Source organism: Mesorhizobium delmotii, from assembly GCF_900149755.1.
GTDB classification, from domain to species: Bacteria; Pseudomonadota; Alphaproteobacteria; order Rhizobiales; family Rhizobiaceae; genus Mesorhizobium; species Mesorhizobium delmotii.
The window spans coordinates 895,168-920,749 of record NZ_FUIG01000013.1 but is presented as its reverse complement, the minus strand read 5'-3'; the positions used below and the strand labels follow the sequence as shown (position 1 = coordinate 920,749).

32 protein-coding genes, 1 tRNA gene and 1 pseudogene are annotated in these 25,582 nt (G+C 60.4%); 14 read left to right on the top strand and 20 right to left on the bottom strand.

Annotation, left to right across the window (positions count from 1 at the left end; translation table 11 throughout):
* Nucleotides 1-43 precede the first annotated feature (43 nt).
* Nucleotides 44-1,045, top strand: a complete 1,002-nt coding sequence (locus BQ8482_RS05955) for a YihY/virulence factor BrkB family protein (RefSeq protein ID WP_123147415.1) — start codon at nucleotides 44-46, stop codon at nucleotides 1,043-1,045.
* On the opposite strand, the gene BQ8482_RS05950 is transcribed toward BQ8482_RS05955, so the two are convergent.
* A complete protein-coding gene (locus BQ8482_RS05950; RefSeq protein WP_123146639.1) occupies nucleotides 1,002-1,286 on the bottom strand; it encodes a DUF3606 domain-containing protein in 285 nt (94 codons plus the stop codon). The two genes, BQ8482_RS05955 and BQ8482_RS05950, sit on opposite strands and share 44 nt — an antisense overlap.
* Before the next feature lie 221 nt (nucleotides 1,287-1,507).
* Between BQ8482_RS05950 and BQ8482_RS05945 the strand changes: the two genes are divergently transcribed.
* On the top strand, nucleotides 1,508-1,771 hold the full coding sequence (locus tag BQ8482_RS05945) for a hypothetical protein (protein ID WP_029348484.1): 264 nt from the start codon (nucleotides 1,508-1,510) through the stop codon (nucleotides 1,769-1,771).
* A 206-nt stretch (nucleotides 1,772-1,977) separates the two neighbouring features.
* The gene (locus tag BQ8482_RS05940; protein ID WP_095483513.1) at nucleotides 1,978-2,178 is read left to right on the top strand and encodes a CsbD family protein; all 201 of its coding nucleotides are present in this window, start codon (nucleotides 1,978-1,980) and stop codon (nucleotides 2,176-2,178) included.
* 147 nt (nucleotides 2,179-2,325) lie between these two features.
* Here the strand turns inward: BQ8482_RS05940 and BQ8482_RS05935 are convergent, their stop codons facing one another.
* On the bottom strand, nucleotides 2,326-2,526 hold the full coding sequence (locus BQ8482_RS05935; RefSeq protein ID WP_123147414.1) for a hypothetical protein: 201 nt from the start codon (nucleotides 2,524-2,526) through the stop codon (nucleotides 2,326-2,328).
* A 215-nt stretch (nucleotides 2,527-2,741) separates the two neighbouring features.
* On the opposite strand from BQ8482_RS05935, the gene BQ8482_RS05930 reads away from it, so the two are divergent.
* On the top strand, nucleotides 2,742-3,641 hold the full coding sequence (locus BQ8482_RS05930; RefSeq protein ID WP_123146638.1) for a transglutaminase family protein: 900 nt from the start codon (nucleotides 2,742-2,744) through the stop codon (nucleotides 3,639-3,641).
* Between the two features lie 38 nt (nucleotides 3,642-3,679).
* Nucleotides 3,680-4,038: pseudogene (locus tag BQ8482_RS38985) on the top strand (transglutaminase-like domain-containing protein); the annotation flags it as partial.
* Here BQ8482_RS38985 and BQ8482_RS05920 read toward each other — a convergent pair.
* From BQ8482_RS05920 to BQ8482_RS40280, 5 genes are all read right to left on the bottom strand, one after another.
* Entirely contained in the window at nucleotides 4,029-4,328 is a 300-nt protein-coding gene (locus tag BQ8482_RS05920) for a DUF1236 domain-containing protein (protein ID WP_123146637.1), read from the bottom strand. The pseudogene BQ8482_RS38985 and the gene BQ8482_RS05920 overlap by 10 nt on opposite strands.
* 578 nt (nucleotides 4,329-4,906) lie before the next feature.
* The gene (locus BQ8482_RS05915; protein WP_123146636.1) at nucleotides 4,907-5,131 is read right to left on the bottom strand and encodes a hypothetical protein; all 225 of its coding nucleotides are present in this window, start codon (nucleotides 5,129-5,131) and stop codon (nucleotides 4,907-4,909) included.
* A gap of 7 nt (nucleotides 5,132-5,138) precedes the next feature.
* Nucleotides 5,139-5,384, bottom strand: a complete 246-nt coding sequence (locus tag BQ8482_RS05910; protein WP_123147413.1) for a hypothetical protein — start codon at nucleotides 5,382-5,384, stop codon at nucleotides 5,139-5,141.
* Nucleotides 5,385-5,462: 78 nt separating this feature from the next.
* A complete protein-coding gene (locus BQ8482_RS40285) occupies nucleotides 5,463-5,831 on the bottom strand; it encodes a Crp/Fnr family transcriptional regulator (protein WP_342210937.1) in 369 nt (122 codons plus the stop codon).
* On the bottom strand, nucleotides 5,828-6,160 hold the full coding sequence (locus BQ8482_RS40280; RefSeq protein WP_342210936.1) for a cyclic nucleotide-binding domain-containing protein: 333 nt from the start codon (nucleotides 6,158-6,160) through the stop codon (nucleotides 5,828-5,830). Before BQ8482_RS40280 ends, BQ8482_RS40285 begins: the two co-directional genes overlap by 4 nt.
* Before the next feature lie 542 nt (nucleotides 6,161-6,702).
* On the opposite strand from BQ8482_RS40280, the gene BQ8482_RS05900 reads away from it, so the two are divergent.
* Nucleotides 6,703-7,611, top strand: a complete 909-nt coding sequence (locus BQ8482_RS05900; RefSeq protein WP_123146635.1) for a LysR family transcriptional regulator — start codon at nucleotides 6,703-6,705, stop codon at nucleotides 7,609-7,611.
* Here BQ8482_RS05900 and BQ8482_RS05895 read toward each other — a convergent pair.
* The 12 genes from BQ8482_RS05895 to BQ8482_RS37610 all read right to left on the bottom strand — a co-directional run bounded on the left by BQ8482_RS05895 (nucleotide 7,553) and on the right by BQ8482_RS37610 (nucleotide 18,808).
* Nucleotides 7,553-8,299 carry a peroxiredoxin-like family protein gene (locus BQ8482_RS05895; RefSeq protein ID WP_123146634.1) on the bottom strand — a complete coding sequence of 249 codons (747 nt, stop codon included), beginning with the start codon at nucleotides 8,297-8,299 and terminating at the stop codon, nucleotides 7,553-7,555. The two genes, BQ8482_RS05900 and BQ8482_RS05895, sit on opposite strands and share 59 nt — an antisense overlap.
* A gap of 210 nt (nucleotides 8,300-8,509) precedes the next feature.
* Nucleotides 8,510-9,217 carry a peroxiredoxin-like family protein gene (locus BQ8482_RS05890; RefSeq protein ID WP_123146633.1) on the bottom strand — a complete coding sequence of 236 codons (708 nt, stop codon included), beginning with the start codon at nucleotides 9,215-9,217 and terminating at the stop codon, nucleotides 8,510-8,512.
* 138 nt (nucleotides 9,218-9,355) lie between these two features.
* Nucleotides 9,356-10,702, bottom strand: a complete 1,347-nt coding sequence (locus BQ8482_RS05885) for a dihydrolipoyl dehydrogenase family protein (protein WP_244602625.1) — start codon at nucleotides 10,700-10,702, stop codon at nucleotides 9,356-9,358.
* Between the two features lie 19 nt (nucleotides 10,703-10,721).
* Nucleotides 10,722-12,116 (bottom strand): NAD(P)/FAD-dependent oxidoreductase, encoded by a 1,395-nt coding sequence (locus tag BQ8482_RS05880; RefSeq protein ID WP_123146632.1) that lies wholly within the window; start codon nucleotides 12,114-12,116, stop codon nucleotides 10,722-10,724.
* A 44-nt stretch (nucleotides 12,117-12,160) separates the two neighbouring features.
* A complete protein-coding gene (locus BQ8482_RS05875; RefSeq protein ID WP_123146631.1) occupies nucleotides 12,161-13,318 on the bottom strand; it encodes a patatin-like phospholipase family protein in 1,158 nt (385 codons plus the stop codon).
* 26 nt (nucleotides 13,319-13,344) lie between these two features.
* On the bottom strand, nucleotides 13,345-14,127 hold the full coding sequence (locus BQ8482_RS05870; RefSeq protein WP_123147411.1) for a 3-hydroxybutyrate dehydrogenase: 783 nt from the start codon (nucleotides 14,125-14,127) through the stop codon (nucleotides 13,345-13,347).
* A 219-nt stretch (nucleotides 14,128-14,346) separates the two neighbouring features.
* On the bottom strand, nucleotides 14,347-14,811 hold the full coding sequence (locus BQ8482_RS05865; RefSeq protein WP_123146630.1) for a DUF302 domain-containing protein: 465 nt from the start codon (nucleotides 14,809-14,811) through the stop codon (nucleotides 14,347-14,349).
* A gap of 105 nt (nucleotides 14,812-14,916) precedes the next feature.
* Nucleotides 14,917-16,122, bottom strand: a complete 1,206-nt coding sequence (locus tag BQ8482_RS05860; protein WP_244602624.1) for an MFS transporter — start codon at nucleotides 16,120-16,122, stop codon at nucleotides 14,917-14,919.
* 92 nt (nucleotides 16,123-16,214) lie between these two features.
* Nucleotides 16,215-16,715: a cupin domain-containing protein gene (locus tag BQ8482_RS05855; protein ID WP_123146629.1), complete on the bottom strand. Its 501-nt coding sequence runs from the start codon at nucleotides 16,713-16,715 to the stop codon at nucleotides 16,215-16,217.
* A gap of 193 nt (nucleotides 16,716-16,908) precedes the next feature.
* Nucleotides 16,909-17,823, bottom strand: a complete 915-nt coding sequence (locus BQ8482_RS05850; RefSeq protein WP_123146628.1) for a LysR family transcriptional regulator — start codon at nucleotides 17,821-17,823, stop codon at nucleotides 16,909-16,911.
* A 242-nt stretch (nucleotides 17,824-18,065) separates the two neighbouring features.
* On the bottom strand, nucleotides 18,066-18,341 hold the full coding sequence (locus tag BQ8482_RS05845; RefSeq protein WP_123146627.1) for a hypothetical protein: 276 nt from the start codon (nucleotides 18,339-18,341) through the stop codon (nucleotides 18,066-18,068).
* Nucleotides 18,338-18,808 (bottom strand): hypothetical protein, encoded by a 471-nt coding sequence (locus BQ8482_RS37610; RefSeq protein ID WP_133254700.1) that lies wholly within the window; start codon nucleotides 18,806-18,808, stop codon nucleotides 18,338-18,340. The genes BQ8482_RS05845 and BQ8482_RS37610 overlap by 4 nt, the downstream gene beginning before the upstream one ends.
* Before the next feature lie 217 nt (nucleotides 18,809-19,025).
* Between BQ8482_RS37610 and BQ8482_RS05840 the strand changes: the two genes are divergently transcribed.
* The 5 genes from BQ8482_RS05840 to BQ8482_RS05820 all read left to right on the top strand — a co-directional run bounded on the left by BQ8482_RS05840 (nucleotide 19,026) and on the right by BQ8482_RS05820 (nucleotide 22,737).
* Nucleotides 19,026-19,901, top strand: a complete 876-nt coding sequence (locus BQ8482_RS05840; protein WP_123146626.1) for a patatin-like phospholipase family protein — start codon at nucleotides 19,026-19,028, stop codon at nucleotides 19,899-19,901.
* Between the two features lie 233 nt (nucleotides 19,902-20,134).
* Nucleotides 20,135-20,404 carry a BufA1 family periplasmic bufferin-type metallophore gene (locus BQ8482_RS05835; RefSeq protein WP_123146625.1) on the top strand — a complete coding sequence of 90 codons (270 nt, stop codon included), beginning with the start codon at nucleotides 20,135-20,137 and terminating at the stop codon, nucleotides 20,402-20,404.
* Nucleotides 20,405-20,448: 44 nt separating this feature from the next.
* Entirely contained in the window at nucleotides 20,449-21,480 is a 1,032-nt protein-coding gene (gene bufB / locus BQ8482_RS05830; protein WP_123146624.1) for an MNIO family bufferin maturase, read from the top strand.
* On the top strand, nucleotides 21,467-22,252 hold the full coding sequence (locus tag BQ8482_RS05825) for an HvfC/BufC N-terminal domain-containing protein (protein WP_123146623.1): 786 nt from the start codon (nucleotides 21,467-21,469) through the stop codon (nucleotides 22,250-22,252). The genes bufB and BQ8482_RS05825 overlap by 14 nt, the downstream gene beginning before the upstream one ends.
* Before the next feature lie 11 nt (nucleotides 22,253-22,263).
* Nucleotides 22,264-22,737: a DoxX family protein gene (locus BQ8482_RS05820; protein ID WP_123147409.1), complete on the top strand. Its 474-nt coding sequence runs from the start codon at nucleotides 22,264-22,266 to the stop codon at nucleotides 22,735-22,737.
* A 112-nt stretch (nucleotides 22,738-22,849) separates the two neighbouring features.
* Here BQ8482_RS05820 and BQ8482_RS05815 read toward each other — a convergent pair.
* Nucleotides 22,850-22,924: transfer RNA gene (locus BQ8482_RS05815), tRNA-Thr, on the bottom strand.
* Nucleotides 22,925-23,184: 260 nt separating this feature from the next.
* Here BQ8482_RS05815 and BQ8482_RS05810 point away from each other — a divergent pair.
* The 3 genes from BQ8482_RS05810 to BQ8482_RS05795 all read left to right on the top strand — a co-directional run bounded on the left by BQ8482_RS05810 (nucleotide 23,185) and on the right by BQ8482_RS05795 (nucleotide 25,576).
* Nucleotides 23,185-23,409, top strand: coding sequence for a hypothetical protein (locus tag BQ8482_RS05810; RefSeq protein ID WP_244602623.1), 225 nt, complete (start codon nucleotides 23,185-23,187; stop codon nucleotides 23,407-23,409).
* A gap of 128 nt (nucleotides 23,410-23,537) precedes the next feature.
* A complete protein-coding gene (gene murA / locus BQ8482_RS05805; protein ID WP_123146622.1) occupies nucleotides 23,538-24,830 on the top strand; it encodes a UDP-N-acetylglucosamine 1-carboxyvinyltransferase in 1,293 nt (430 codons plus the stop codon).
* A 311-nt stretch (nucleotides 24,831-25,141) separates the two neighbouring features.
* The gene (locus BQ8482_RS05795) at nucleotides 25,142-25,576 is read left to right on the top strand and encodes a DUF2948 family protein (protein WP_123146621.1); all 435 of its coding nucleotides are present in this window, start codon (nucleotides 25,142-25,144) and stop codon (nucleotides 25,574-25,576) included.
* Nucleotides 25,577-25,582 lie beyond the last annotated feature (6 nt).

Genomic DNA, 25,582 nt, shown 5'->3' with positions numbered 1-25,582 from the left:
GGCGTGTTGCTTCTACTTGCTTGAGAAGCAGGTGAGGCAAAACATGTGGAATCTGGCGAAAGAGGGCTGGGCGCTGCTTGCGGAGAGCATTGTCGGCTTCATCAATGACAATGCCTTGAGCCACGGGGCAGCGATGGCGTTTTATGCCACGACCTCGCTTGCGCCGATCCTGCTCATCGTTGTCGCCATCGCTGGCATGGCCTTCGGAAACGATGCGGCGCAACTGGCGCTTTCGGCCCAGCTGTCGGGGCTGATGGGTCCGCAGAGCGCCGAGCTTTTGCAAGCGACACTCGAGAACGCGTCACACAAAAAGGCGGGAACTCTTGCCAGCATTTTGGGGCTCGTCACGCTGTTCGTTACCGCATCCGGCGTCTTCGGCGAAATGCAGCTTGCGCTGAACGAAATCTGGAAAGTCAAACCTGGTAAGACATCGATTTCCAGCCTTGTGCGGGCCCGCGCCGCAAGCCTTGGGCTCGTCGCGGCGCTTGGCTTCCTGCTGCTGGTGTCGCTGGTCGCGAGCGCCGCAATTTCGGCGCTTGGCGAAATCATCAACGCATATCTGCCCTTCGGCGCCCTTATCCTGAGTGCAATCAACGAGATCGTCTCGTTTGCCCTGATCGCGCTGTTGTTCGCGGCAATCTACAAGGTCCTGCCCGACCGCACGCTGCAATGGCGCGACGTTGGCGTCGGCGCCGTGCTGACGGCGTTTCTCTTCACGGTCGGCAAGTCGCTGATCGGCTGGTATATCGGAGCCAGCGCGACCGCATCGTCATACGGCGCAGCCGGCGCACTGCTCGTCGTGCTGCTGTGGGTTTTTTATTCGTCCGAGATCTTTCTGTTGGGCGCCGAATTTACACGAGCCTACTCGGTTCGACACGGCAGCCGATCCGATCTGGAGGCGACCATCAAAGCAAGTGATCGCGAACAGCAGTTGGCGACTGCGGCCAGGATTGAAAGGTCTGAAAGCGAAGTCGTCGGCTGGATTGTTTTCAGCAGTCTCCTCACCGCGTTTCTAAGCCATTTCTGGCATCGACGCCGGCGCTGAGACGTCCGGCGCGGCGCCCCGGGGCGAGCATGGCCTTGGGAACATCCGGCCGAAGCGACGTGCGAAGTTCCTTCGCCGCAGCCACCAGCCTGGCGCGGTTGCTTCCATATCTCTTGATCAACTGATGGACTTGCGCTGGGGTGATGCCGTTTTGCCGGGCAAAATGCCTTACTACATAATCCTCGCTGCCGGAGATCCGATCCCGGTGGCGGGGATAGAGCTTCGCCGCGTCGGCTGTCATGCTTACTCTCCTTTGGTCACGTTTGCTCACGATGTATAATTGGCCAACGCAAAACGGGCGAATTCGTTGCTGCATGCGACACCAAAGCGCTTTTTCGCCGCAGGCCCGAACACATGGCCAAAGCAACCGGACTGGCGCACGCCTTTGGCTAAGTCCATACGTCCGATTTTTCGAGACTCAGCCCTCTGGCACGCGCATGATATGAGCAGGGAGGAAAAGCCATGCGCGAATTGCCAAAGAGCATTGACGCAGACGTTGTAATCGAAATCAGCAGGTTGCTCGACGACCGTGCGAAGTCGGCACCAGTGCCAGTCCACAAGCTTGCCTCGATGATCTCGAATAGTGTCGAGACCGATCTGCCGACGGCTTCCATCGAAGAGTTGATCGTTGAAATGGCCATGACCCGCCAACTTCCGATGCTGTTCGATCTACCGGGGGCGGATGCAGACAACGTCATATCGATCGCCTTGGCGCGCGCCAGCTGATCCGGCTGAGGGACGTTTCTGCCGAGTGTGATTTCAAAGACGCGGATCGTTCCCATCCTGCTCCAATTCGCCCGCTGGCTCCGGCCGGCGGCCTTTTACTGTGTCGCCAATGATAATCGTCATGGGCAATAATCGTCATGGGCGATCCGCTGTCGGGAACATGTGGTGTCCAGTTGCATTTCCTCTAGACGACAAAGGAGGAATTCATGAACTGGGATCAAATCAAGGGAAAATGGATGCAGTTCAAAGGCAAGGCCAAGGAGCAATGGGGTGACCTTACCGACGATGACCTTGATCGCATCGAGGGCAATCGTGACCAACTCGCAGGACGTATTCAGGAGCGGTATGGAATCGCCAAGGAAGAGGCAGAGCGCCAGATAGACGACTGGTCCAGAAGCCTCACCTGAGCGTTCAGAACCAAGGCTGCGCAGTCGATCGGCGTAGCCTTGACACCGTCCAAGCCTGCCGCTCCGAAATGAGCGGCGGGCGATGTGTAGGCGACGGAGGCGGGGTGATCTGCGCCACCCGTCGCTCCAGGGTTTTCGGAACGAGAGCTAGCGCGCCGATTGTCGCTTGGCTTGTGCGGCGACGGCTGTGAGGAAAGCCGTTGCGGCAGTATCGCACGCCGCTCGGGACGGGCTATAGGCGAAAAGAATCAGCTCGGCAGCGCGTAGCGTAAGGCCGTGTTTTTTTGCGAAAGCAGCTATTTCGTAAGGCTTGTCGTGGTCTATGGCCAGATCGTAGTCTTCGTTCATTTTGCTTCCTCCCGTTTGCGACGTTCCTCGCCTTGGCCCCTCCTTGGGCGCAACGATTAACTTCCGGGGCATTGAGAGAGTCTACCAATTGGAGATTGCAAAAGGCCTACCGGGCCTGATGCGGCCGTGGCGAGGCGGAAGCCCCCATTTTGTCTGCTGCACATCGAAAAAGATTATATGATTGCGCTGATATCGCAGGTGGTCGACGCAAGCCAATGCCGATCTTTTCAGTCAAGCACACGACCGTCTATCGCTACACGCAACCGGTGACGTTCGGCGAGCATCGGCTGATGTTCAGGCCGCGCGATAGTTTCGATCAGCGACTTCTGGATCACGCCCTGTTCGTGGACCCCGAGCCGAAAGAGGTTCGCTGGATCCATGACGTTTTCGGAAACTGCGTTGCGGTAATCGACTTCAAGGGCTCGGGTGACGAACTGCGTTTCGTGACAGACATTCGGCTCGATCACACGCCGCAGCATGCGCCTGATTTCCGCATCGATGAAGCAGCGCTCAGCTATCCCTTTTCCTATGATCCCGATGAGGCGACCGACCTCACCCAAACCATCGAGCGCCATCATCTCGATGACGGCGACGAGATCGGCAAATGGGCACGACAGTTCGTGAGTGCCAAAGGGCACACCGAGACGGGCAAATTGCTGATGACACTTTGCTACGCCATCCACGAGAGCTTTGTGTATTCCCGTCGAACTGAATCAGGGACGCAGCCGCCTCTCATGACCTTGCACCTGCGTCGAGGCACATGCCGCGATTTTGCCCTGTTCATGATGGAAGCGGTTCGTTCGCTCGGTTTTGCCGCGCGTTTTGTGACTGGCTATGTCTATGTGCCGAACCGCGACAGTGCTTCTGTCCTCGGCGGCGGTTCGACGCATGCCTGGTGCCAGGTCTATTTGCCTGGCGCGGGTTGGGTCGAGTTCGACCCCACCAACGGCATTGTCGGCAACCGGGATCTGATCAGGGTGGCTGTGGCCAGGCATCCTGGGCAAGCCATCCCTCTTTCCGGAAGCTACTCCGGCAGCGCGTCGAGCTTTCTCGGCATGACGGTGGAGGTCAAGGTGGTGAAGGAAGCCGGGACTAATAAAATTAGTATCTTCTAATGTGTTTCGGTTCGCGGCAATCCGGAGTTTTGCTCGCCGGTGTCGGTCGTGATTTTGCACATACGCTGCCGTTGCATGCACATTCCGGCGCGATATTGTACCGGCTATCTCGGCGATATCGGCATACCGCGGATGCCATATCCCACGGATTTCAACGCACGGTTGCAAGCCCATCTCAGCGGCCATTGGTTCACCTTTGATGCACGGCTTAACCAGCCTCGCATAGGCAGGATCCTGATGGCGAAGGACGTCGCCCGTCTCAACGAGCTTCGGTCTTTTCGCGGCTCACCCTTTCGAAGTCGTCACAGAAGAGACCCAAGCCGAGCCTGAGAAAGCGCCGGCCCGCCGCACCTTTCGGTATGACGGGCTTCAGCGTGAGGGGTCAAGTCAGTCGTAGACCTTCACAATCTTGCGGGTACCTGGCTCGACCAGGACGGTTCGGCCGTCGATGACGACGTAGCGGTACTGAACGTCCGGCACCTCGTAAAGCTCGACTGTTTCGGGCAAAGCTGTGCCGATGTTGAGCTCCACGCCGGGAAGGCTGAGTGATGCCACCGGTTTCTTTTTCACGTATTCACGGATCACAATGTCCTGTTCGGGTTGAATAATGACGTCCTGAGCGGCGGCGGCGCTGACACCAACGAGCAGAAGGATGCCTGCCGCAGCCGATGTAAGTTGCTTTCCCATATTAGCCTCCGAGCAACCTTCAGCTGCGGTGCTTGATTGCTGCCGCCACGGGTTGCTTACTACCTGAACGGTTCGGAGCAATTCTTGGTTCCACTGATTGGTGGGGACGGTTTCTTTTGTTGATCGGTATCGGGCTGCCCTGCATCATGGCCGGCTACTATTACGCTTGGGACAAACAAGTTTCACAAAAAGTGACGGGCAGCCTGCAAAGCGCGAACTGGTGCTGGGGTCAATCCTAAGCGGGATCCTGCTACAATCTCCTATGGCCGCTCGAATAGTGGTTATCCTGGCGCTTCTTGCCGCCTTCGCCTACGGATTCGCAAAACTCGTGGAACGTTATGGCGACGCTAGCGACAAGCCCTCTCCGTGTGAAAAATGGCCCCACCCTGATTGTCCGGTTCCAAACGCGCCTCCTCAGGAAGAAACTAAGCCGTGAGCGGGCGCGTTCGCTGATCGGAAATGGCAGGCTGTGAACCTGCGGCCCCTGTCCCGAACGATGTGCGCTACCAGCCTAGTTCCGCCGTAAGAGACCGAGGCGACTGCGCGAAACCGTAACGCCACACTACTGCTACAGGCGTCTAGGGGGCCACATCGAAATCGATCGCAAATCCCGCATCGATGGCGCTTCGCGCAATGAGATCGCCAATTTGCCAATCCGTGAGTTCGCAAAGTGGAAACATCTTCCTCACGGCGCTGGTCACTTCGAATATCGAAACGCTCGGGTTGTCGACATTATCGATCAGGTAGCGGACAATCGCTTGCCGAACATCCAATGAATTTGGCTTCTGCACCAGCCCGGACATTTCCGGGCTACGAATGGAGCCGTGGTTCTAGGCCGTCGGCTGTTTTGGCGTCGAAAGCCATGGGCACGCCGTGAACCACGCATGCTGCCGCCAGCATCTCCTCCAACTCGTGGTTGGTGGCCTTGCAAGCCGGCATGAGTGTTCGAATGGCGCGGATCGCCTGTGCGATCGAGAGATACCGAGCCTTGCCTCTGGAAAGGACATAGGCCTCCGCCGCCCCTTCAACCGTGACTGTGTGAAAAGTGTTGCTCATCAACAGCTCCTCCCTGCAACCAATACGACTTTCGTCTAACATGCGGCGGCCTTCAAGCTTATGTCTGATATCGGACAATCAGGCGGAGGCCAGGCCGAAGTGACGTTGCTCCTCGTCGCCATAGGCGCCATGTGTGAGCTTTATCATTCCGGCACGGTCGACGATCGTGATCTCGCCGCGCCTGGCGTGAACCAGCCCCCGATATTCAAGCATTTGGAGGGCGGTGGTGACCCCGGGGCGCCGAGCGCCGAGCATGGTCGCCAGAAATTCATGCGTCAGGTAGATCTTATTTCCTTCGGTCCGGTCGTGGACCATCAGCAACCAGCGGGCCAGCCGTTCCTCGATCTTGGAATGGCCGTTGACGAGTGCCGTCCGGGACGACTGGACAAGGAAGGCGTGGGCATAGCGAAGCAGTGACGCGCGAAGGGACTGGCTTTCTGCAATCACAGGACGAAGATTTTCAACCGGCAGGCACCAACCATTGCCTGCGACTTGGATATAGGTCTCATTGGGAGAACTGTGCCGAGAATGACGGCAACGCCTGTCATCCCATCATAGCCAACGATCCCGACTTCACTCTGCCGCCCCCCAGTCATGGTGGCGACCACCGAAGCGATACCTGCCTCTGGAAAATACACATGCTCGATTGGCTGATACGGGAGTTCCAGTTGGGCTTTGAGGTTCAGTTGGACACGATGCATTGACGGCCGCAACAGCGCGAAATCCTCTGGGGAGAGGGCTTTCAATACATGATTGCGAGGAAGGGACTGGGGCACTGCTCTCTCCCGGACGGGCAAGAGCACGTACCCTCTCACTGTCGGCTGCATCCGCAGCACTGGCGGCCGATATCGAAGCATAGGCTTCAAACGCGCGATTGGCAAAACCTTCGCCACCCGTGGCCGAGCTTAAAACTGAGACACGACCCCGACAGCAGTCGCTCCGGCCCCCTTTGCGCATCCCTGAGCGCTCGCTTCTTCAGCGGCAGAAACCTAGCGGACATACTGTGCCGGATTTGTGCCACAACCGGGGCGCGCAACCCTGCGCAGCTGGGCACAGCGCGGCATCGAAGCCCTTCTAGAAAGCCTTGGTAACTGGTGCTGCGAGAGAGGATTGAACTCTAATTCGTGTCAATGAAATCAATAACTTGCAATGAACTTTGTAACATTTTGACGAACATCTAAATGATCTCAATCAGTAAGTCGAAATCGGCCAACATCTGAGGAAACGTGCTCCTCCCTTTGCCTCGCCCCCTTGTTGCGTTAGCATAGGCGCAAATTAGCTATTGCTGACGAATCGGATTTCTGAGGGGCGAAGGTTCATGGAAATGCAGCAAGTCCGCTATTTTCTGGCCCTGTCCAGCACTTTGAACTTCACTAGGGCAGCCGAAGAGTGCAACGTTACGCAACCGGCGCTGACGCGCGCCATCAAGAATCTGGAAGATGAGCTTGGTGGCGAGCTCATCCGACGTGAGCGTCAGCATTCGCATCTGACCGAGCTCGGTCGCCGCATGCTGCCATTCCTGCAGCAATGCTACGACGCGGCGAGTTCTGCGAAGTCACTCGCCAAGGCTGTCAAAAGCAGCGATGTTGCGCCACTTAACGTTACGATCTCCAACAGCATCAACATAGCGCTGATGATATCGCCATTTAGCGAGCTCTTTCGTGCCTACCCAGGTGTTCACCTCAAGATCAGCCGCGGCGCTCCGACGATCGTGGTCGAGGCGCTCAAAAATGGCGACGCCGAGCTGGCGATCGCCGGCCCGCTCGGGCAGGCCTGGGACAGGATCGACACGTGGCCGTTGTTCGATGAGGAGATCGAGTTGGTGGTCAATTCAGAGCACCCGCTCGGCAGACGCAACGAAGCCGATGTCGCGCTGAGTCAACTGGTTGGTGAGCCGATACTGAGCCGGGTCGATTGGGAGACGAGCGAAGACCTGTCCCGCTCCTTGAAGGCCAATGGGTTTGCGCATGAAGCGGCACATGAAGTCGAAACGGACCATGACCTGTTGGCGCTGCTGGAGGCCAACGCTGGGGTAGGCTTTGTTTCGATGACTGCGCCACGCTCACCCAACGTTCGCAGGCTCAAATTGCGCGATATCCATATTTCCCGAACCGTGGCCGCCTATAGCGTAGTGGGCCGGCAGCGTGCGCCTGTCGCCACGACGCTGCTCAACCTGTTGCGCGCAACCGACTGGTCAACCTTTGGGGTTCGCGAGCCTGCTCGATAGCCGCAAGCAGGTCGTCAATTTCCATTCGCTGGCGATAGTCGGGATCAAGGTAGCGCGCTGTGATGATGCCGTCGGTGCCGACAATGAAGGTTGCCGGAATCGGCAGGAACCAGGCGGCATTGCCCTGATAGCTGGGCACATCCCAGCCGGCGCCCCCGATCAGCGTTTCCATTTCCGTCCCGACCCAGATCGCCAGGTTCAGCGACAGCGCATAGCCATTGTCCATGTCGGTGAGGAAGGGAAAGGATGCAGCCGCCTCCTCTTTCAACGTCGTCGTGAATTTGCGCCGCTCGGGCACAATCGCCACGAACTGGCCGCCTAATTCAGTGATTTCCTTCTCGACTTCAGCCATGCCGATCGCATTCAACCGGCAATAAGGGCACCAGTGTCCGCGCTGGAAAGAAATCGCGGCGGGTCCTTTTTGCAGGATTTCGGCTAAGCCGACCAGCCTGCCGTTCTCGTCGGGGAGCAGAAACGGCGGCATTACATCGCCGGGCGCCGGTGCCATCGCGCCCGCACGCTGGTCCTGCAGGCGCTGCACCATCCGGTCGACCGCTTCAGCGAAGGTGGTGCTGAGCGAGCGCACTGCATTGGCGATCACCGCCATCCGCTCGTTCAGCGGCGCATCAAGCGCGATCGCAGCCTGGACGGCCTCTTCGAGCTTCACGACCAATTCATTGGCAGCCATGACGGCAACTCCAAATTCGCAGTTCTGCGCAGTGTAGCCTACTGCCAGCCAACGTCCATGCCGTAGATTCATGAAAGGTTCGCGAGACGATGCCTTTTTCGCATGGAAACGATGAGTCAAAGTAATGCGGGTCACTCAGATGCCAGAAATCGCCGCCACCCCGCCCAGGACGATGCTCGACCTGGTCAACGTTCGGTCGGCCTCTCGCAGTCAGCGAGCGCGCTCGAGCGCGGACACCAGGTCCTCGATCTCCATGCGCTGCTGGTAGTCGGGATCGACATAACGCGCTGTGATGATGCCATCAGCGCCGACAATAAAAGTGGCGGGGATCGGCAGAAGCCAGGCGGCGTTGTCCTGGTAACTCGGCAAGTCGTCGCCGCCGGCGCCAAGCAGTTGCTGCATTTCCACGCCGATCCCGATCGCCAGATCGAGCGAAAGTGCATAGCCATTGTCCATGTCGGTCAGAAACGGGAACTCAGCCCCGACCCGGTTCTTCAGGGCCGCTGAGAACTTTCGCCGCTCCGGCGTGATCGCCACGACTTGGCCGCCCATGGCAGCGATCTCCTGCTGCACCTCGACGATGCCGATCGCGTTCAACCGGCAGAAGGGGCACCAATGCCCACGCAGGAAAGTGATCGCCACCGGCCCATTCGCGAGGACGCCGGCCAGGCTTACCAATCTGCCGTCCTCGTCAGGGAGCAGAAAGGCCGGCATGGCATCGCCGGGCCTAGGCGCCGTGGCGCCTGCCCCCTTGTCCTGCAGCCGCATCACCATGCGGTCGGCCGCGTCTGCGTAGCTGGCGTCGAGCCTTCGTATTGCCGCAGCGATCACCGCAAGCCGTTCGCTGAGCGGCGCGTCGAGATCGATCGCCGCCTGCACCGCCTGTTCGAATGTCATGACTTGTTCAACTGCAGCCATATGCAAAGTTCCGCATTTCTCGGTGCCGAATAGCCCCGAGGACGCTCTGTCGAACAACCCATTTTCTCATGATAATCATGATCCAAACGCATTCCGTTCCTTCGCGGTCGCAGCTGGCGATGTCCACCGTGGACTGGCTCACATCATGTTCTTGATGTCCGACGAGAATGTCGGGAAACCGTAGAGATTATCGGCGAGATCGGTCGCGGTGATGCCGTGCCGCATGGCGAGTGCAAAGATGTGGATCAACTCCTCGCCGGCATGTCCGACAACGTGGGCGCCGAGGATATGGTCGCTCTCAACCCCAACGATGATCTTCGACCACGCCACGGTCTCGGCATAAGTCCTGGCCGACAGCCAGCCGCGCATGTCATTGACCTGCACCTTGATTCTCAGTCCGCCCTCGGCGGCCTTGGCCTCGGTAAGGCCGACACTGGCCACCGCCGGCACGGTGTAGACCGAGGATGGAATCTGGCTGTAGTCAGGCTGGTGCTTCGCGCCCTCGACGATGTTGCGGCCGACAATCCGGCCCTCATAGGTAGCGATCGGCGAAAGCTGGGGTGAGTTCCACACGGCATCCCCGCAGACATGAACGGCAGGGTTCGAGCGCGAGCGCAGGAACGCGTCGATTTCGATACGGCCGTCACGGTGTGCGACGTGCCCCGCGCCGAGATCAAGACCGTCAGTGTTGGCGATTCGCCCTGCGCAATTGACGACGCGATCGGCTTCGATGGTATGCTCGGAGTTGTCGTTGGCGAACAGCACGCGCAGGCGTTCGCCGACTCGGTCGATCCGTTTCACTAGGGCGAGCGTTAGCAAGCGCATGCCGATGCGCTCGCTTTCGCCGCGGATCTGGTCCACCGCGTCGGGGTCGAAACCGCCGAGCATTTGCGGCAGCGCCTCGAGGATAGTGACCCTGACGCCGGCGCGGGCGTAGACGTGGCCGAGCTCGAAGGCGATGATGCCGCCGCCGATGAACACGACATCGCTTGGCAACGCACGGTCGCTCAGCACGTCATCTGAGGTCGTCATCAATTCAGCGCCGGGAAAGCACAGCTCCCTTGGCCTTGAGCCGGTGGCAATCACGATGCTGGCGGCGTCAAGCTGGCGCTCGCCGACCCGGACGGCATTGCTGCCGACGAATGCCGCCTCGCCGTGGATGACGTCGACGCCGCGCATCGCCATCACGCCGGCCAGGCGATCGGGAATGTCGCGGACCATCGCCTGCTCGCGATCGATCAATGCGGCCCAGTCGAGGCGCGGGGCGGCAACCGTGATCCGGTGCTCGCACGCCCTCTCGATCTCGTGCAGCGCGTGGCCTGCCGCCACCAACACCTTCTTCGGCGTGCAGCCGCGATTGGGACAGGTGCCGCCGAGATCCCGCGCTTCGACCATCGCCACCGAGAGCCCGGCTGCCCGTGTCGCCACCGTGACGCCCATGCCGGCATTGCCGCCGCCGAGGATCACCACATCATATTTTTCCACCGTCTTGCTCTCCCGGGATTCAATGCAGTTTGACTCGGGGTTTGGTGTGACGCGCCAGCATCCCGGCGATCGTGTCCAGCGCGGTCTTCAAGGTCCCGTGCACAGCCTTGCAATGCAGCTTGTAGAGCGAGCGATACATCAGCCGGGCGAGCAGACCTTCAATCCTAAGTCCGCCGATCAGGTTGCCGAACGAGCCGTAGTCGGCAAGCGAAACAAGGGATCCGTAGTCGCGGTAATGGAATGTCGGTGCGGCCCGTCCCTTGAGACGCGCGGCAATCACCTTGACCAGATGATCAGCCTGCTGATGGGCTGTCTGGGCGCGCGGCGGCAAGGGATTGTCCTCATTGGGCAGGACACAGCTCGCGCAGTCGCCGATCGCAAATACGTTTTCGTCGCCCTTGGTTTGCAATGTCTCATCCACAACCAGGCGGTTGATGCGGTCAGTCTCGAGGCCATCGAGTTTTTTCAGGAAATCCGGCGCCTTGATCCCGGCGGACCAGACGACGAGTTCGGCCGGCACAAACAGCTTCTCGCCAAGCCTGACGCCGTCCTCAGTCACTTCGGTGACCTTGGTCCCACACCGTATCTGGACGCCCAAATCGACAAGCAAGCGTGCTGAAGCGCGTGCCAGGTGCTCAGGCAAAGCCGGCAGGATGCGCGGCCCCGCCTCGACGATGGTGATGCGGATCAGTCTTTCGAAATCGATGTTGTCGAGGTTGTGCGACGCAATTTCCCGCATCGACTTGTGCAACTCCGCGGCCAGCTCCACGCCGGTCGCTCCGGCACCGACGATGACGCAATGGAGCTGGCCTGGCGACAGCTGTTCGTATTGCGCATTGGCGCGCAGACATGCGTCTATCATGCGCTTGTTGAATCGGGCGGCCTGATCGGCCGTGTCGAGCGCGATTGCGTGGCGGGCCGCCCCTGGCGTGCTGAAATCGTTGCTGACGCTGCCGACGGCCAGCACCAGCGTGTCGTAGCCCAGCACACGTGGCGGAATGATTTGCCTGCCATCGTCATCGAAGCTTGGCGCGACAAAGACCTGGCGCCTGGTGCGGTCGATGCCGACGACCTCGCCGATTCGGTATCGATAGTGGTGGCGACTGGCGTGGGCGATGTATTCCACCGCATCGTTGGATGCGCTCAGTGCGCCTGAGGCGACCTCATGCAGAAGCGGCTTCCAGACATGGATGCGATTGCGGTCGACGAGCGTGACGGAAAGCCGCCGCTTGCCGAACTTGCGGCCGAGGCGGGTCGCCAGTTCCAGTCCACCCGCACCGCCACCAACGATGACCACGCGATGCAGCGAGCTATCCGCATGGGATGGTGTCTCCGGTATCGTGCGGAACAGCGCAGCGTTGTTGGCGAGCACGGCTTCCGGAACCAGTCGTATTCCCGGAGTGATGATCTGCATTGGTATTCTCCGTCACTTTCCTCGGTCTCGCCGCGCTTGAAAAATCACTCTTGCGATTCGTGGACGACGATGCCTTGCAGCATGTCGACGTCGCATTCCCACGGCCTCTCCGAGAGCACGCGCTCGCCATGGTCGTATCCTGCCTGCCAGCGCGTGCGGATGCCTGCCCGCGTGAAGTCGATGTCCTTGGTGTGGTCCTCGCCATCGAGGCGCGGTGAAAGCAGCCGAACCAGGTGCATGACCGAAGGGCAGCCGTAGGACGCGAGTTCCTTGAACATCGGATCCTCGCGCCGCTCCTCGGGGACCAGCTTTCCCATTTCGCGAACGACGTGCCGAAGACGATGCAGTTGCTCCTGCCGGGCCACGTGGCTCCGGCCTCGGCTGGCGTATTGAAGGTCCTTTTGCCGCCCCATTACCTGCCAGATCGATTTCGGCTCGGTGGCGCGGGGCTGCCACATGTTGACGGCAAAGATCAGCGCATCGCGCCGCGGCCGGGCATCGAGCACGACTTCAATGGGGGTGTTGGAATAGATGCCGCCGTCCCAATAGGGCTCGCCGTCGATGCAAACCGCCGGAAACGCCGGGGGCAAGGCGCCCGATGCCATGATGTGCGCTGGCGACAGCGTCATCTCGCGGCTGTCGAAATATTTGAGTTCGCTGTTGTTGACGTTCACCGCGCCGACCGTCAGCCGCGTGTGGCGCCGATTGAGATAATCGAAGTCGATCAGGTTGCTCAGAGTCCTTTTGAGCGGATCGGTGGTGTAGTAGGATGCCTTCTCCACACCAACTTCGCGATTCACCCCGAACATGGCGCTTGGGTTCGGTTCGAAGAACCCCGGTATGCCGTGCATCACCGTGCCCATGTTGGCAAAGATGTTGCTTGGAACCATCATCCGGAAAAACTCATCGAACGGGCTGCTTCGGCTGACGCCGTCCCAGAACTCGCGCAGCCTCGGCAGGCGGTCTTGCGGCTCGTTTCCGGCAATCAATGCCGCGTTGATGGCGCCGATCGAGGTGCCGATGACCCAATCCGGTTCAATCCGGCCTTCAACGAGCGCCTGATAGACGCCGGCCTGATAGGCTCCGAGGGCGCCACCGCCCTGGAGGACCAACACGGTCTGGCGCTGGATGGAACCATCGGCCGCACGGCCGGCCTCCGGCGCAGGTTCCGACGTCGAAGGATTTTGCGTGATCTTGTTCATTGTCTTTTCGCTCCTCGTTGCCGCATTCAATGGGCGGTCCAGCCGCCTTCGATCGGCATGATCGCACCGGTGATCGAGGCGGCGTCATCCGAAGCCAGGAACACGCAGAGCGCCGCAACCTCGGCCACGGTCACGAACTGCTTGGTCGGCTGGGCCGCCAGAAGCACGTCCTTGATGACCTGCTGCTCGGTGATGCCGCGGGCCTTGGCTGTGTCCGGTATCTGCTTCTTGACCAGCGGGGTGAGGACGTATCCGGGGCAAACCGCATTGACGGTGATGCCCTGCTCGGCGACTTCCAGCGCGACCGTTTTGGTCAAGCCGGCGACCCCATGCTTGGCGGCGACATAGGCGGACTTGAATGGCGAGGCGACAAGGGCGTGAGCGGACGCAACGTTGATGATGCGGCCCCATTTGCGCTCCTTCATCGCCTGCAGGGCGCGCCGGATCGTGTAGAACGACGACATCAGATCGATCGCCACGACCGCCTCCCATTTCTCGATCGGGAAGTCGTCGATCGGCGCGACATGCTGAATGCCGGCATTGTTGACGAGTATGTCGACGGCGCCGAACTCGGCAATTGCCTTGTCCATCATCGCGGTGATCGCGTCGCCCTTGCTCATGTCAGCATTGTCGTAGCGAACGGTGACCCCGTGGTCGGCGGCAAGCCTTGATCGCAGCAATTCGATCTCGCCGGCATCGCCGAAGCCGTTCAGAACGATGTTGCAACCCTTGACCGCGAAGGCCTCGGCGATGCCTTGGCCGATGCCGCTGGTCGAGCCTGTGATGAGTGCGGTCTTTCCTCTGAGCATCGTCGTTTCCTTCGGTTGGAGCCGAGGCCGGTAGGGCCGGCAAACGGCTGCGAGCAACGGGCTTCCGCGCCCAGGTCTGGAGTTCTGGAGCAAGTATGGCGAACCGCTAGAAGCAGCGGAAATGCCGTTGAGACATGGATTCGATAGCCGACGGTCAGTTCATCAGCTCTACGCCTGCCTCGCATGCCCGGGCGGCGGCTCTCTGGCACATGTCCACCCTCAGTTCTTTCTGATCGTCGAGGTCACGGACTGAATGACCTCGGTCGCCATCTTGAACTGCGGCGCGCGGTCGGTAATTCCATGCCGCTTGGCGATCCAGTCGAAATCGCTGTAGGCGGCATAAACTGAACCATCTGCGGCCTGGTAGACCAGCACGCGCACCGGCCAGTCGAGACCGGCTTGCGGATTGGACGTGATGAAGGTCGTGCCGAGCGCCGGATTGCCAAACATCACCAGCCGCGACGGCCTGACATCATTGCCGGCATTCTGGCCAAGGCTTGCCTGGTCGATGACGCCAAAAAACTTGATGCCCTTCTTGAGGACGTCCTTTTTGATGCGGGCAACTGTCTCCGCGATGGAATAGTCGCTCTTCACCGTGACGACGCCATCCGAAGCGGCAGCCGGGACGACGATCGCCATCAGCATGGCGGCGCAGCCAATCAAGGTTTTCAGGTAGGTGGTCATGTCAGTCTCCTTTGGTTTTGTGGGTTGCATGGATTTTGGCTATTGCATTGATATCCTTATTCATTCCCGCCTTAAGTCGCCTTGCAGTCGACGAATTCCCGATCGTCAGGCGGTCGGCGACTTCAACGACCGCGCGACCGCGATCGCGCCGGCGAGGACTGCGGCGAGCACGGCCACGCATGCGGTCCAGCCGATCCGGTCATAGATTTGTCCAATGACAAAGCTGCCGGCGAGCCCGCCTGCATAGTAGGAAGCAAGGTAGATGCCGCTTGCGGCGGCGCGGTCGCGCGAGGCGGTCCGGCTGACGTGTCCTGTCGCGATTGCCTGCGCCAGGAAGGTGCCAATGGCGACCAGCGCCATCCCGCCGAGAACAATGGGAAGGCGGCTCGTGAGCAGCAGAAGCAAACCCAGGACCGCCAGCGCAAGCGTCGCATCGATGCCGATCCTTGGGCCGAGGCCCGCAGCGACCCGCCCGGCGAGCGGCGTGGTCAGCATGGAAGGCAGGAAGACAAAATACACCAGTCCCAACGCCATCGGCGACAGCGATAGCGGGGCGGCGACGAGCTGGAAGTTGACATAGGTGAAAGTGCCTATGAAGACGAAGAGGATCAGGAAGCCGATCGCGAAACAGGCGCGCAGCTCGGCGTTCTTCAGCGGGCTCTTCCAGGCCGCGCGGGCAGGCTCGCCTATCGCGTCGGCGCGCATCATTGCGGATGTCTTCTGCAGCGTGAACCAGACAAGTGCCGCGCCAATCAGATTGAGGGCGGCGAACGTCAGGAAATTGGTGGAGATGCCAAACGTATCGGCGACGGCGGCCGACATGAGCCGTCCGAAGAAGTTACTGGCAACATTGCCGGTTACATAGGCCGCAAGCGCACCTGTCGTCTGCCGCGCAGAAAAATGCTCGGCCAGGTAGGCCATCGTCAGCGTGAACGCGGTCGACATGCACAAGCCCTGGACGACACGCAACAGGGCAAAGACGACGATGCTGTCTGTCTGTGACAAAAGCGTAGTCGGTATCGCCAGCACCGCAAGGCTGATCCAGATGCCGTTGCGGCGATCGAGGTTCCTGCCAAAAAGCGCCACCGCAATGCCGGCCACAGCCATGCCGAAAGTGCTGGCATTCACAGCAAAGCCCATCGTGGCGCGGCTGACACCGAACTTTACCACCAGCGAAGGCAGGATTGCCTGGGTGGCGAAGAGATCGACAAGTGTCAGGAAGGCGATCACAGCGATGATGCCGAAGCGCCAGCTGCCCGAGGCAGCGATGCGGAGCCGCGTCGAGGAAGTCTGTTCCGTAGTTGTCACCATAACGAGGCTCCTTGGCCACACGTCCCCAGGTGATTACCTGAGGACGCGCTTTCAGTTGCTGATGCTAGGAAACGGTCACCGCAACGCGTGGCTCACATCGTGTGATCTTCGCGCATTTCCGGCGGCAGGATGTCGGCCGAATAGAGCACCGCCGGGACCTTGCCGTTGTTCTTCCACCAATGAGCGAGCTGTCCGAATTCGACGCTCACGTCGCCAGCCGAATGCTCGATCCCCACCTTGCAGGTGCTGCTATATTCGGTGATCGAACCCTCGACGACGAGGATGTTGGCCGGACGAACGGTGTGCTCATGCCATGGCACGACACCGCCCGGCTGCACGACGAGCTTGCGCAGGCGCAGCATGTTACCTTTCCAGGCCTCGCCCTTCGGGCTCAGATCGATGGCCGAAAGGACATCATCGGTAACGCCAACCGGCTTGCTGGGATGCTCCTGGATGTCAACGGTCGCGGCCTGGCCGGCTGGGCAGTCTCCTGCAAAAGCCGGTGCGACGGAAAACGCCGCGGTTGCGGAAAGAAGGCCGAGCGCTAGCGCCACGTTGAGTGGCGCGCTGAATGCGATTGCTTTGGAAACCATATCTTGTTTCTCCTTTGTCAGTGCCCAAACGCGGGAGGCGGGGCATGAGGAGGAGAGTGACGAGATCCGCAAAGAAAGAGAAATGCTGCCTGGCTCTCAATTCGATACCTGAAAACTATAGTAATCCATTCGTGCCGACACATAGGAGGCGCGGGAAAAGCATGCCGCGAGAATGAAACTCTTCGACTATGCTTTAGGCCGCCGTCTTGCGGGGTGCCAAAGGTATGGCACTTTCCGGCCAGCCATGCGCCTTCACGCTGTTTACGAAGGCCAATGCCGCGGGCGAGAACCGACGTCCCGCCACAACGACGAGGGATACCTCCCGCCAGACTTCGGGGTCGATGACGGGCCGGACCTGCAAGCCCGGGATCACCGCGCTGAACTCAGGGATGAAGCAGATTCCGAGCCCTCCGGAAACCAGGTTCTGGATCCAGTCCTCGCGCTCGCTGGCATAGGAGATCCTAAGCTTCACCCCCCGCTCGTTGCACAGGCCGGCAAGATGATCGCGATACTCGCAGTTGAGACGCCTGAGATAGTTTTCACCGTCGAGTTCGGAAATGGAAACATTGTCGTTGCGGGCCAATCTATGGCCGTTGGGAAATGCCAGGACGAAGCGCTCGCGATAAAGCGGCGTCACGTCGAAGCGTTCCGGAAAACTGTCGCTCGATGCCATGATGGCGACGTCGATCTCGCCTGATTCGAGCAGTTGGGAAAGCGATGCCGGCACGCCCTCTACCAGTTGGAGCTGGATACCCCGCTGACGTCTGTTGAAGTCGGCCAGCAGCCCGGTGAACCGGCGCGGACCGATGGTGCACATGACACCAACCTTGAGGTTCGCATTTTCCAGACAGAGAAACCTTGATGCCTCCTGCCGAACGCCGGTCAGTTCGTCGAGGATCTGCTGGAAACGGGGTCGCAGCAGAGCACCTAGATCCGTGAGATGGGTGAGGTTTCGCTCGCGGCGAAAAAGCAGGCCGCCGACCTCTTCCTCAAGCTGCTGGATGGCGCGCGACAGCGCCGGTTGAGTGACATTGCATTTTTCGCCAGCGCGCGTGAAATTCCGTGTCTCGCAGACAGCAAGAAAATAGCGGATGTGATGAATGTCCATGCCGATCGTCCCCGAACTGCATACGGTTCATATGCTGGCTTCGGAGCCTGCCGCAAAGCGTCCCGTCATGCCAATGCACTGCCGCTATAAAGTCGATAACGGCCCGTCATGATGCCTTCTGAGGTCAAGGTGCGGATCGCTTCGCTACGGCTAAAGCGTCGCTCAGGCTGACCTAAAAACAATGATGGCGAGCATTTGCTTGCCATCATGCTCTTATTGCAGCGAAATAGGTCAAGCGGCGACTAGCTGTTGCCGCCAAGCTGATGGACCTTGACGCAAAACTCGGCATACGGCTTGCTCATCGCCGCGTCGTTGCATTCCTTCTTCATCGCGTTCCGCTTGTCCTTCGACATCGCATTCCAGGCTGCTTTGAACTCTCTGTCCGACTTCATCGTCTTCATGCCCGCATCGGCGTAAAACGGCTGCATGTTGGATGGTTCGTCGAGCGCCCCGGCAAACCCGACGCTGCCGAGAATGGAAAGGGCAAAGGCGCTGAGGCAGATAGCTTTGAAATTCATGGCATGATCCTTCTCTGAGGTTGGGCGATCGTCCCATCGACGGCCGCGGTAATGATCGACAGCAATCGAAAAACCTGCGGTTCCTGCTTGCCGAGACGAAACGTTGCTGCAATCGACCGCCAACCCGCCAATGCCATCTGCGTATGGAGTTTATGCCGCTTCTGCATCCTAGGGATGCTTGGCGGCACAACCGCTAATTGGCGCCGCCGAACGCCAGGATGTTGGCGCAGAATGCGGCATGGGGCTTGCTCATTGCCGGGGCGTTGCAGGCCTTGGGCATCGTGACTCGATTGTGCTTTGGCATGGCGGACCAAGCCCTTCTTGAACCGGTCATCGGTTTCATCGTCTTCACCCCGCTTCCGTATAGAAGGTGGGCAACGCCGCCAGGTCACTGAAGGGTCTGCAGAAGCCACCCCGGCAAGAAGACCGATGGCAATCGCCGCCAGCCAGATAGTTCGAATTCTCATGACGCACCCTGTATACGCTGGAAGTTGTTGAAGCCGCCGTCGGGGCGCCGGTGTCAGATCGGACAAGATCGCGTTGTCTTGCCTGCTTGGACGAACCTTGCCGCGCGGAATTGCAGCCAATGCAATCTGCCTATGGAGTTCATGCCGCCTTGGCATTTCGCCCTGAGGGGATGATGCGGCAGTCTCTCCATATGACGCCCTGGCCGGCGTTTTTGGGATGGAGACCAAAAAGATGCATGTCCAGACCGGAACTGAAAACAACAACGCCGTCATTGCCGGCGCAAGACCTGCGGTGGACGACGGGCAACTCATCGACATTGTCCTGACAAGCGACGCACACGGTGCATTTGTCTGGGGCGTGCTCGACCGCCTGTTGGATGAGCACGGCCTTTGCTTCGGCAACATCACTGCGTCCGGTTTCGGTGCGATGGAGGCGGCGGTTCTGACCTATGGCCTGGCTCTGGGCGATCGGCGTGGCGCACGGACGGCGCTTACCAACTTCTGGCGACGCGTCAGTCACGCATCGATGTTCGCAGCCGATACAGCCAGTCCGCTGAGATCGATTCTGGAACAGTCAATCGACATTGCGGAGATTCGCAAGAATAGCTGCCCGGTGAAACTCAGCATCCTGGCTTCAAATGCCCGCACCGATGCTGTGAAGACCTTCACCAGCGATCAATTGTCGATCGACGCGATCGTGGCGGCGGCCACAATCCCATTCCTCTTCCCGGCCGTGGAGATCGACGGCGACACCTATTGGGGCGACGGCGACCTTTCGGGTTTACCACCGGTCCAGCCGGCTGAAGGCGGTCATCGGCTAATCATCGCCAGCAAGCCCTCCACGTCCATGACGCCGTGCGGGGCTTGTCGCCTCGCCGCCGGTCATGGTGCAATGAAGCCCACACAGATTCACACCATCTTCGACGGTCGGCACCGGGCTGGCGCAGCGCTATTCTTGAGACCCTGGACCGACTGGGGTGAGTTGACCGACATGCGTGACAGAGGGCGGGAAAGAGCCGATGATTGGCTTCTGGGCGATCACCTCTTTGTGGGCGAACGCTCTGCCGTCGATAACAAAAACCGATACGTCTAGGCGCCTCCCTCCCGCCTAGCCGCGCCTGCTTCGCCCTGTTCACGAATGCAGGCGCCAAGCCCTCCGGTTCCCCGCCGGAGGGCTTTTTTCCTTGAGGCCCCCTTCAACATAGTGACCGCGTATCAAATCCATGCCGAGACAGCATTTCAGCTCGGCCGTCTGATCAGGGACACTGCTTGCAGACAGGCCGCAGGGTCAGTCTTTCCCTCGAAACGCAACCAGGAGACACGACTGTGATCAACGCCAAAACCCTCATTGGATCGGCCCTCGCGGCTGCCACTTCGCTAGCCGCCACGGCCGCCTACAGCGGCCCCGCCGCCCAGCCCGACTTCGCCTTCGAGAAATGCTACGGCGTCGTCAAGGCCGGCCAGAACGACTGCCAGACCGCAACGCATTCCTGTGCCGGCACCGCGACCGCCGACAACCAGCCGGATTCCTGGCTTTACCTGCCTGCCGGCAGTTGCGCCAAGATCACCGACGGCAGCGACAAGCCGAAAGCCTGAGCGATCCAGACTTCGAGCCAACCCCTTTGGAAGGGAGCAGACCGATGTGCCGTGCGTTTCAACCCCTCGCGATCCCCGCAACCGCGGGCATCGGTCTTCGCTCTCCCCACATCAGCGAGATGCTGACCCGCAGGCCCTCCGCTGGCTGGCTCGAAGTGCATGCCGAGAACTATATGGGAGACGGCGCCGGTGTAGAGGCGCTGGAGAGGCTGCGCCAGATCTATCCGCTGTCGGTGCATGGCGTTGGGCTGTCACTGGGCAGCGCACAGGGATTGGACCGCGATCATCTGGAGCGGCTGCGCAAGGTCTGCGAGCGCTTCCAGCCAGATCTCGTCTCGGAGCATCTCGCCTGGAGCGTAGCCGACGGGGCTTATCTCAACGACCTGCTGCCGCTGCGCTATGACGAGGGGGCATTGGCGGTGGTGGCACGCAACGTCGAGACCGTCCAGGACGCGTTAAAGCGACAGGTGCTCATCGAGAACTTATCCGCCTATCTAGCTTTTGCAGATTCCTCGATGAACGAGGCAGAGTTCCTGGCCGAACTCGTGACACGGACCGGCTGCGGCCTGCTCCTGGATGTGAATAATGTGCAGGTTTCGGCGCACAACCTGCAATATGATGCAAAAGCCTTCATCGACGCGCTGCCGGCCGATTCCATCGGCGAGGTCCACCTTGCCGGCCATGCGACCAATCAGGTCGGAGCCGACACCGTGCTTATCGACGATCATGGCTCACGCGTGCCGCCGGTCGTCTGGACGCTCTACCATCATGCCATAGACCGGCTCGGACCGCGCCCGACGCTTGTCGAATGGGATACCGATGTCCCGGTTCTCGATGTGCTGCTGGGCGAAGCCATGTGGGCCGACATGCTCTCCGCTTCGATCATGTTTAACCGCAAGCAGGCCGCGAGACAAACTACGACAGCCAAGCCCCGGCCGATATCCAACCTCCTCCCCTTCGAAAGTGACATGAGGAGCGGCATGCCCGTGCTTGCGGCATTTGCTGCCGCCAAGGCTGGACCGGCCATGCCTGCGGCGATGCCGCCAATAGAGAGGGGATACCATGCTGCCGCTTGAACACCTGCAGACCACCATGGCGCGCTCGGTGCTCGCCATAGAGCCAATGGTCACCGCGAAAATGCTAACCGCCGGCAAGGCCGATCCATTGGCCCGCCTGCGTATCTACCAGAATAACACGCGCAGTTCGCTTACCGCAGTGCTGATGGCGGTCTTTCCCGTCACGGTTCGCTTGGTCGACGAGCGCTTCTTTCGTTTCGTGGCGAGCGAGTTCATTCGACGCCATCCGCCGGTGGAGTCCCGGCTGGCGCGCTATGGCGCCGGCTTCCCACGCTTCCTGAAAACCATCGACACGCTTTCCGATATGCCGGTCGTGGCTGAAACGGCGCGGCTCGAATGGGCCATTGCCGAAGCGCTCGACGCGGCTTCGCATCCACCCCGCCCCCTCTCGGAATATGACGGCACCGATCTGGGGCCTTCGCCCGATATCGTGCTGCAGCCATCCCTGCGGCTGATCGTTTCGCACTGGTTGATCCTGTCCGTATGGACAGCCCATCAGCAGGAGACGGCGGTCGACCAGCACAGCGCCTGGGAAAGGCGTCCCGAACGCGTGGCGTTGTGGCGGGCCGGTGAGAGTGTCCGCCTGGTTCTCCTTGATCGAGCGAATTTCGCGTTTAGGCATTCCCTGAAGCACGGCCTCGGCCTGGAACACGCCACAACCCGCGCCCTCGCTCTCGATCCGGCGTTCGATCTCGTGTCCGCGCTCGTGCGTCTGTTCGGCGACGGGCTCGTCACTGATGTCCGGATCCCGACGCATCCCCTTGCAAACTGATGGAGACAGTCATGACTGCGATACCAGAATATTCTTCGTTCACTCCGGCTGGCCTTGTCGGCTTCTACAGGCGTGTTATCAAACTACCCGAACGCATTCCGCTTTCACTGGTTCAGCTCGCTTCCCGAATCGCAGTCGCACATGTGTTCTGGCAGTCCGCTCAGACGAAGCTCGCATCCTGGCCGGTAACGCTGCAGCTGTTCGCCAACGAATACAATCTGCCGTTCATCGATCCATCGATCGCCGCGCCCCTGGCGACGACCGCCGAGATCACTGGCTCGGTGCTGCTCTTTCTCGGGCTGTTCTCGCGCCTCGGCGCGCTCATGCTGCTCGGCATCGTTTCGGTGATCCAGATCTTCGTTTTCCCCGAGAATTGGGCCGAGCACCTGCTGTGGGCGTCATTGCTTCTTCTCGTATTGACACGCGGCGCCGGCGTGATCTCGGTCGATCGTTTGGCTGATTGGGCTTTTGGACGAAGAGCCTGAAATCGTCGCCGGGCCACGAGCACGCGGTCTACGCCTTCCGCGCGCAATGGCAGCTCCCGTCGCTGCAGGCTGGTTCGTCGCAGAACACTTCAGCGATTTCAACGGGATAGACTGGTGCTGCGAGAGAGGATTGAACTCTCGACCTCTCCCTTACCAAGGGAGTGCTCTACCACTGAGCTACCGCAGCCGCTGATGGCGGGGCTTCTGCCATATCGAACCGGCAAGCGCAAGGCCAAGCGCAAGCCGTCTGTGAATGGCCGCCCCGACGGGTTTTCCGGACATGGCGGCGCCACAATGTTGGCTATCCCTGAACAGCGGGCTGGCGCAGCTGCCGAAAATCGGAATCGGTATTCGGAAAGCACGATGCGGAGATTCAAAAGTGTTAGAGCGTACTTTGTGCGTTCCAAGCGGACGCACGTCGCCCTAATCGTCAGCCGGGACGGAACCATGAACGACAAAACAACTCCACTGGACAAGGGCGGTCCACCTGACAAGGGCGGTTCCTCGAAAAAGGACAGCCCATCGAAAAAGGCCGACCGCAAGAGCCGGCTTGCTGAGCAATTGCGCGCCAATCTGCAGAAGCGCAAGGCGCAGTCGCGCTCGCGGCGCACCGGTGACGCCGACAAGCGGCCGGACGGGCTCGGCGCTTTAGGGGAAACGCAAAAGGATTGACCTATATCAACAGGCTGGCCACGGGGCGGGAATCCTGTTTCTTGAACCAAGCCGGCCAATGGTCTAGACCGGCCACAACAGACTCAACCGATTGAAAACCGGCCTTTCGGCCGAGGGGACGCTCTTCCATGGATCGCATCAGAATTGTCGGCGGCAACAAGCTTGCCGGAAGCATTCCGATCTCCGGCGCGAAAAACGCCGCGCTGCCGCTGATGATCGCCTCGCTTTTGACAGACGACACGCTGACCCTGGAAAACGTGCCGCACCTGGCCGATGTCGAGCAGCTGATCCGCATCCTCGGCAACCATGGCGTCGACTATTCGGTCAACGGCCGCCGCGAAAAGCAGCAGGAGGGCTATTCGCGCACCATCACTTTCTCCGCCCGCAACATCGTCGACACCACGGCACCCTACGAGCTGGTGTCGAAGATGCGCGCCTCGTTCTGGGTGATCGGCCCGCTGCTCGCCCGCATGGGCGAGGCCAAGGTTTCGCTGCCCGGCGGCTGCGCCATCGGCACGCGCCCGGTCGACCTTTTCCTGGAAGGCCTTCAGGTGCTGGGCGCCGATATCGACGTCGACACCGGCTATGTCATCGCCAAGACCAGGAACGGCCGTCTTGTCGGCAACCGCTACGTCTTCCCGAAAGTATCGGTCGGCGCCACCCATGTGCTAATGATGGCGGCTTCGCTGGCCAAGGGCGAGACGGTGCTCGAAAACGCCGCCCGCGAGCCCGAGATCGTCAACCTCGCCGAATGCCTCAACGCCATGGGCGCCAGGATTTCCGGCGCCGGCACCGCGACCATCACCATCGACGGCGTCGAAGCGCTGTCGGGCGCGCGCGTCCGGGTGATACCCGACCGCATCGAGACCGGCACCTATGCGATGGCCGTCGCCATGACCGGCGGCGATGTCGTGCTCGAAGGTGCGCGGGCGGACCTGTTGCAGACCGCGCTCGACGTGATTTCCCAGACCGGCGCCGAGATCACGCAGACCAATTCCGGCATCCGTGTCAGGCGCAATGGCGCCGGCATTGCGCCGGTCGACGTGACGACAGCGCCGTTCCCGGCGTTCCCGACCGACCTGCAGGCGCAGTTCATGGGCCTGATGACGATGGCCAACGGCAAGTCGCGCATCACCGAGACGATCTTCGAAAACCGCTTCATGCACGTCCAGGAACTTGCCCGGCTCGGCGCCCACATAACGCTGTCCGGCCAGACGGCGATCGTCGACGGCGTGCCGAAGCTGAAGGGCGCGCCGGTCATGGCGACCGATCTTCGCGCTTCGGTGTCGCTGGTCATCGCCGGCCTGGCGGCCGAAGGCGAGACCACGGTCAACCGGGTCTATCATCTCGACCGCGGTTTTGAACGGCTGGAAGAAAAGCTGTCCGGCTGCGGCGCGGTGATCGAACGGATTTCGGGTTAGGGGAATCGGCAGAACCCAGGCCTCAGATCAATTATCGATCTCAGCGCCGCCCCTCATCTGCCTGCCGGCATCTTCTCCCCGTATAGTGACGGGGAGAAGGGGCTGGCCGCGACCTTGGCTCCTTTTCTGCAACGCTGGAGAGTGGCGAAAATCCTTTGCCAAGGCGTCCTTCTCCCCGTCACTTTACGGGGAGAAGTGCCCGGTAGGGCGATGAGGGGCAGCGCGAACCTGAAGCGATTGGCGCGGTTGCACGGATCGTCAAGACCGCCTAACAGAAGGTTGAAACATCAACTTTCAGGTGCGAAATCCGCATGAACCTTCTCAAGCTTGTCGCGCTCGACGATCAGGATCTGAGCATCGTCTCGGCCCATGTCCAGGACGCCGTGCTGAAGGTCAGCGATCTCGAATACATGCCGGCGGTCAAGCGCTTCGTGATGACCATGAACCGCTTCGTCTGGGAGGCGAAATCGGGCCTGTTCCGCCAGCACAATGAGCGGCGGCAAAGCGTGCTGCATTTCGACCGGGTGCTGGGCGCCAAGACCAGCGGCATCGCCCGCGACAAGCCGGACGAGGTGCTGTCGCTGCTGGCGATCAGCTTCCTCGCGCTCGACAAGCCGGCCGGCATTGTCGAGCTGATCTTTTCAGGCGGCGGCGCGATCATGCTCGATGTCGAGTGCATCGAGGCGCGGCTGGCCGACATTGGCGGCGCCTGGGAAGCGACGTCACGCCCCTTCCACAGAGCCTGAGCAGCA

What these genes read in the sequence shown, in the direction of transcription:
- BQ8482_RS05955 (WP_123147415.1), top strand. Translation starts at nt 44, where the DNA reads ATGTGGAATCTGGCGAAAGAGGGCTGGGCGCTGCTTGCGGAGAGCATT.
- BQ8482_RS05950 (WP_123146639.1), bottom strand. Translation starts at nt 1,286, where the DNA reads ATGACAGCCGACGCGGCGAAGCTCTATCCCCGCCACCGGGATCGGATC.
- BQ8482_RS05945 (WP_029348484.1), top strand. Translation starts at nt 1,508, where the DNA reads ATGCGCGAATTGCCAAAGAGCATTGACGCAGACGTTGTAATCGAAATC.
- BQ8482_RS05940 (WP_095483513.1), top strand. Translation starts at nt 1,978, where the DNA reads ATGAACTGGGATCAAATCAAGGGAAAATGGATGCAGTTCAAAGGCAAG.
- BQ8482_RS05935 (WP_123147414.1), bottom strand. Translation starts at nt 2,526, where the DNA reads ATGAACGAAGACTACGATCTGGCCATAGACCACGACAAGCCTTACGAA.
- BQ8482_RS05930 (WP_123146638.1), top strand. Translation starts at nt 2,742, where the DNA reads ATGCCGATCTTTTCAGTCAAGCACACGACCGTCTATCGCTACACGCAA.
- BQ8482_RS05920 (WP_123146637.1), bottom strand. Translation starts at nt 4,328, where the DNA reads ATGGGAAAGCAACTTACATCGGCTGCGGCAGGCATCCTTCTGCTCGTT.
- BQ8482_RS05915 (WP_123146636.1), bottom strand. Translation starts at nt 5,131, where the DNA reads ATGTCCGGGCTGGTGCAGAAGCCAAATTCATTGGATGTTCGGCAAGCG.
- BQ8482_RS05910 (WP_123147413.1), bottom strand. Translation starts at nt 5,384, where the DNA reads ATGAGCAACACTTTTCACACAGTCACGGTTGAAGGGGCGGCGGAGGCC.
- BQ8482_RS05900 (WP_123146635.1), top strand. Translation starts at nt 6,703, where the DNA reads ATGGAAATGCAGCAAGTCCGCTATTTTCTGGCCCTGTCCAGCACTTTG.
- BQ8482_RS05895 (WP_123146634.1), bottom strand. Translation starts at nt 8,299, where the DNA reads ATGGCTGCCAATGAATTGGTCGTGAAGCTCGAAGAGGCCGTCCAGGCT.
- BQ8482_RS05890 (WP_123146633.1), bottom strand. Translation starts at nt 9,217, where the DNA reads ATGGCTGCAGTTGAACAAGTCATGACATTCGAACAGGCGGTGCAGGCG.
- BQ8482_RS05880 (WP_123146632.1), bottom strand. Translation starts at nt 12,116, where the DNA reads ATGCAGATCATCACTCCGGGAATACGACTGGTTCCGGAAGCCGTGCTC.
- BQ8482_RS05875 (WP_123146631.1), bottom strand. Translation starts at nt 13,318, where the DNA reads ATGAACAAGATCACGCAAAATCCTTCGACGTCGGAACCTGCGCCGGAG.
- BQ8482_RS05870 (WP_123147411.1), bottom strand. Translation starts at nt 14,127, where the DNA reads ATGCTCAGAGGAAAGACCGCACTCATCACAGGCTCGACCAGCGGCATC.
- BQ8482_RS05865 (WP_123146630.1), bottom strand. Translation starts at nt 14,811, where the DNA reads ATGACCACCTACCTGAAAACCTTGATTGGCTGCGCCGCCATGCTGATG.
- BQ8482_RS05860 (WP_244602624.1), bottom strand. Translation starts at nt 16,122, where the DNA reads ATGGTGACAACTACGGAACAGACTTCCTCGACGCGGCTCCGCATCGCT.
- BQ8482_RS05855 (WP_123146629.1), bottom strand. Translation starts at nt 16,715, where the DNA reads ATGGTTTCCAAAGCAATCGCATTCAGCGCGCCACTCAACGTGGCGCTA.
- BQ8482_RS05850 (WP_123146628.1), bottom strand. Translation starts at nt 17,823, where the DNA reads ATGGACATTCATCACATCCGCTATTTTCTTGCTGTCTGCGAGACACGG.
- BQ8482_RS05845 (WP_123146627.1), bottom strand. Translation starts at nt 18,341, where the DNA reads ATGAATTTCAAAGCTATCTGCCTCAGCGCCTTTGCCCTTTCCATTCTC.
- BQ8482_RS37610 (WP_133254700.1), bottom strand. Translation starts at nt 18,808, where the DNA reads ATGAGAATTCGAACTATCTGGCTGGCGGCGATTGCCATCGGTCTTCTT.
- BQ8482_RS05840 (WP_123146626.1), top strand. Translation starts at nt 19,026, where the DNA reads ATGGAGACCAAAAAGATGCATGTCCAGACCGGAACTGAAAACAACAAC.
- bufB (WP_123146624.1), top strand. Translation starts at nt 20,449, where the DNA reads ATGTGCCGTGCGTTTCAACCCCTCGCGATCCCCGCAACCGCGGGCATC.
- BQ8482_RS05825 (WP_123146623.1), top strand. Translation starts at nt 21,467, where the DNA reads ATGCTGCCGCTTGAACACCTGCAGACCACCATGGCGCGCTCGGTGCTC.
- BQ8482_RS05820 (WP_123147409.1), top strand. Translation starts at nt 22,264, where the DNA reads ATGACTGCGATACCAGAATATTCTTCGTTCACTCCGGCTGGCCTTGTC.
- BQ8482_RS05810 (WP_244602623.1), top strand. Translation starts at nt 23,185, where the DNA reads ATGAACGACAAAACAACTCCACTGGACAAGGGCGGTCCACCTGACAAG.
- murA (WP_123146622.1), top strand. Translation starts at nt 23,538, where the DNA reads ATGGATCGCATCAGAATTGTCGGCGGCAACAAGCTTGCCGGAAGCATT.
- BQ8482_RS05795 (WP_123146621.1), top strand. Translation starts at nt 25,142, where the DNA reads ATGAACCTTCTCAAGCTTGTCGCGCTCGACGATCAGGATCTGAGCATC.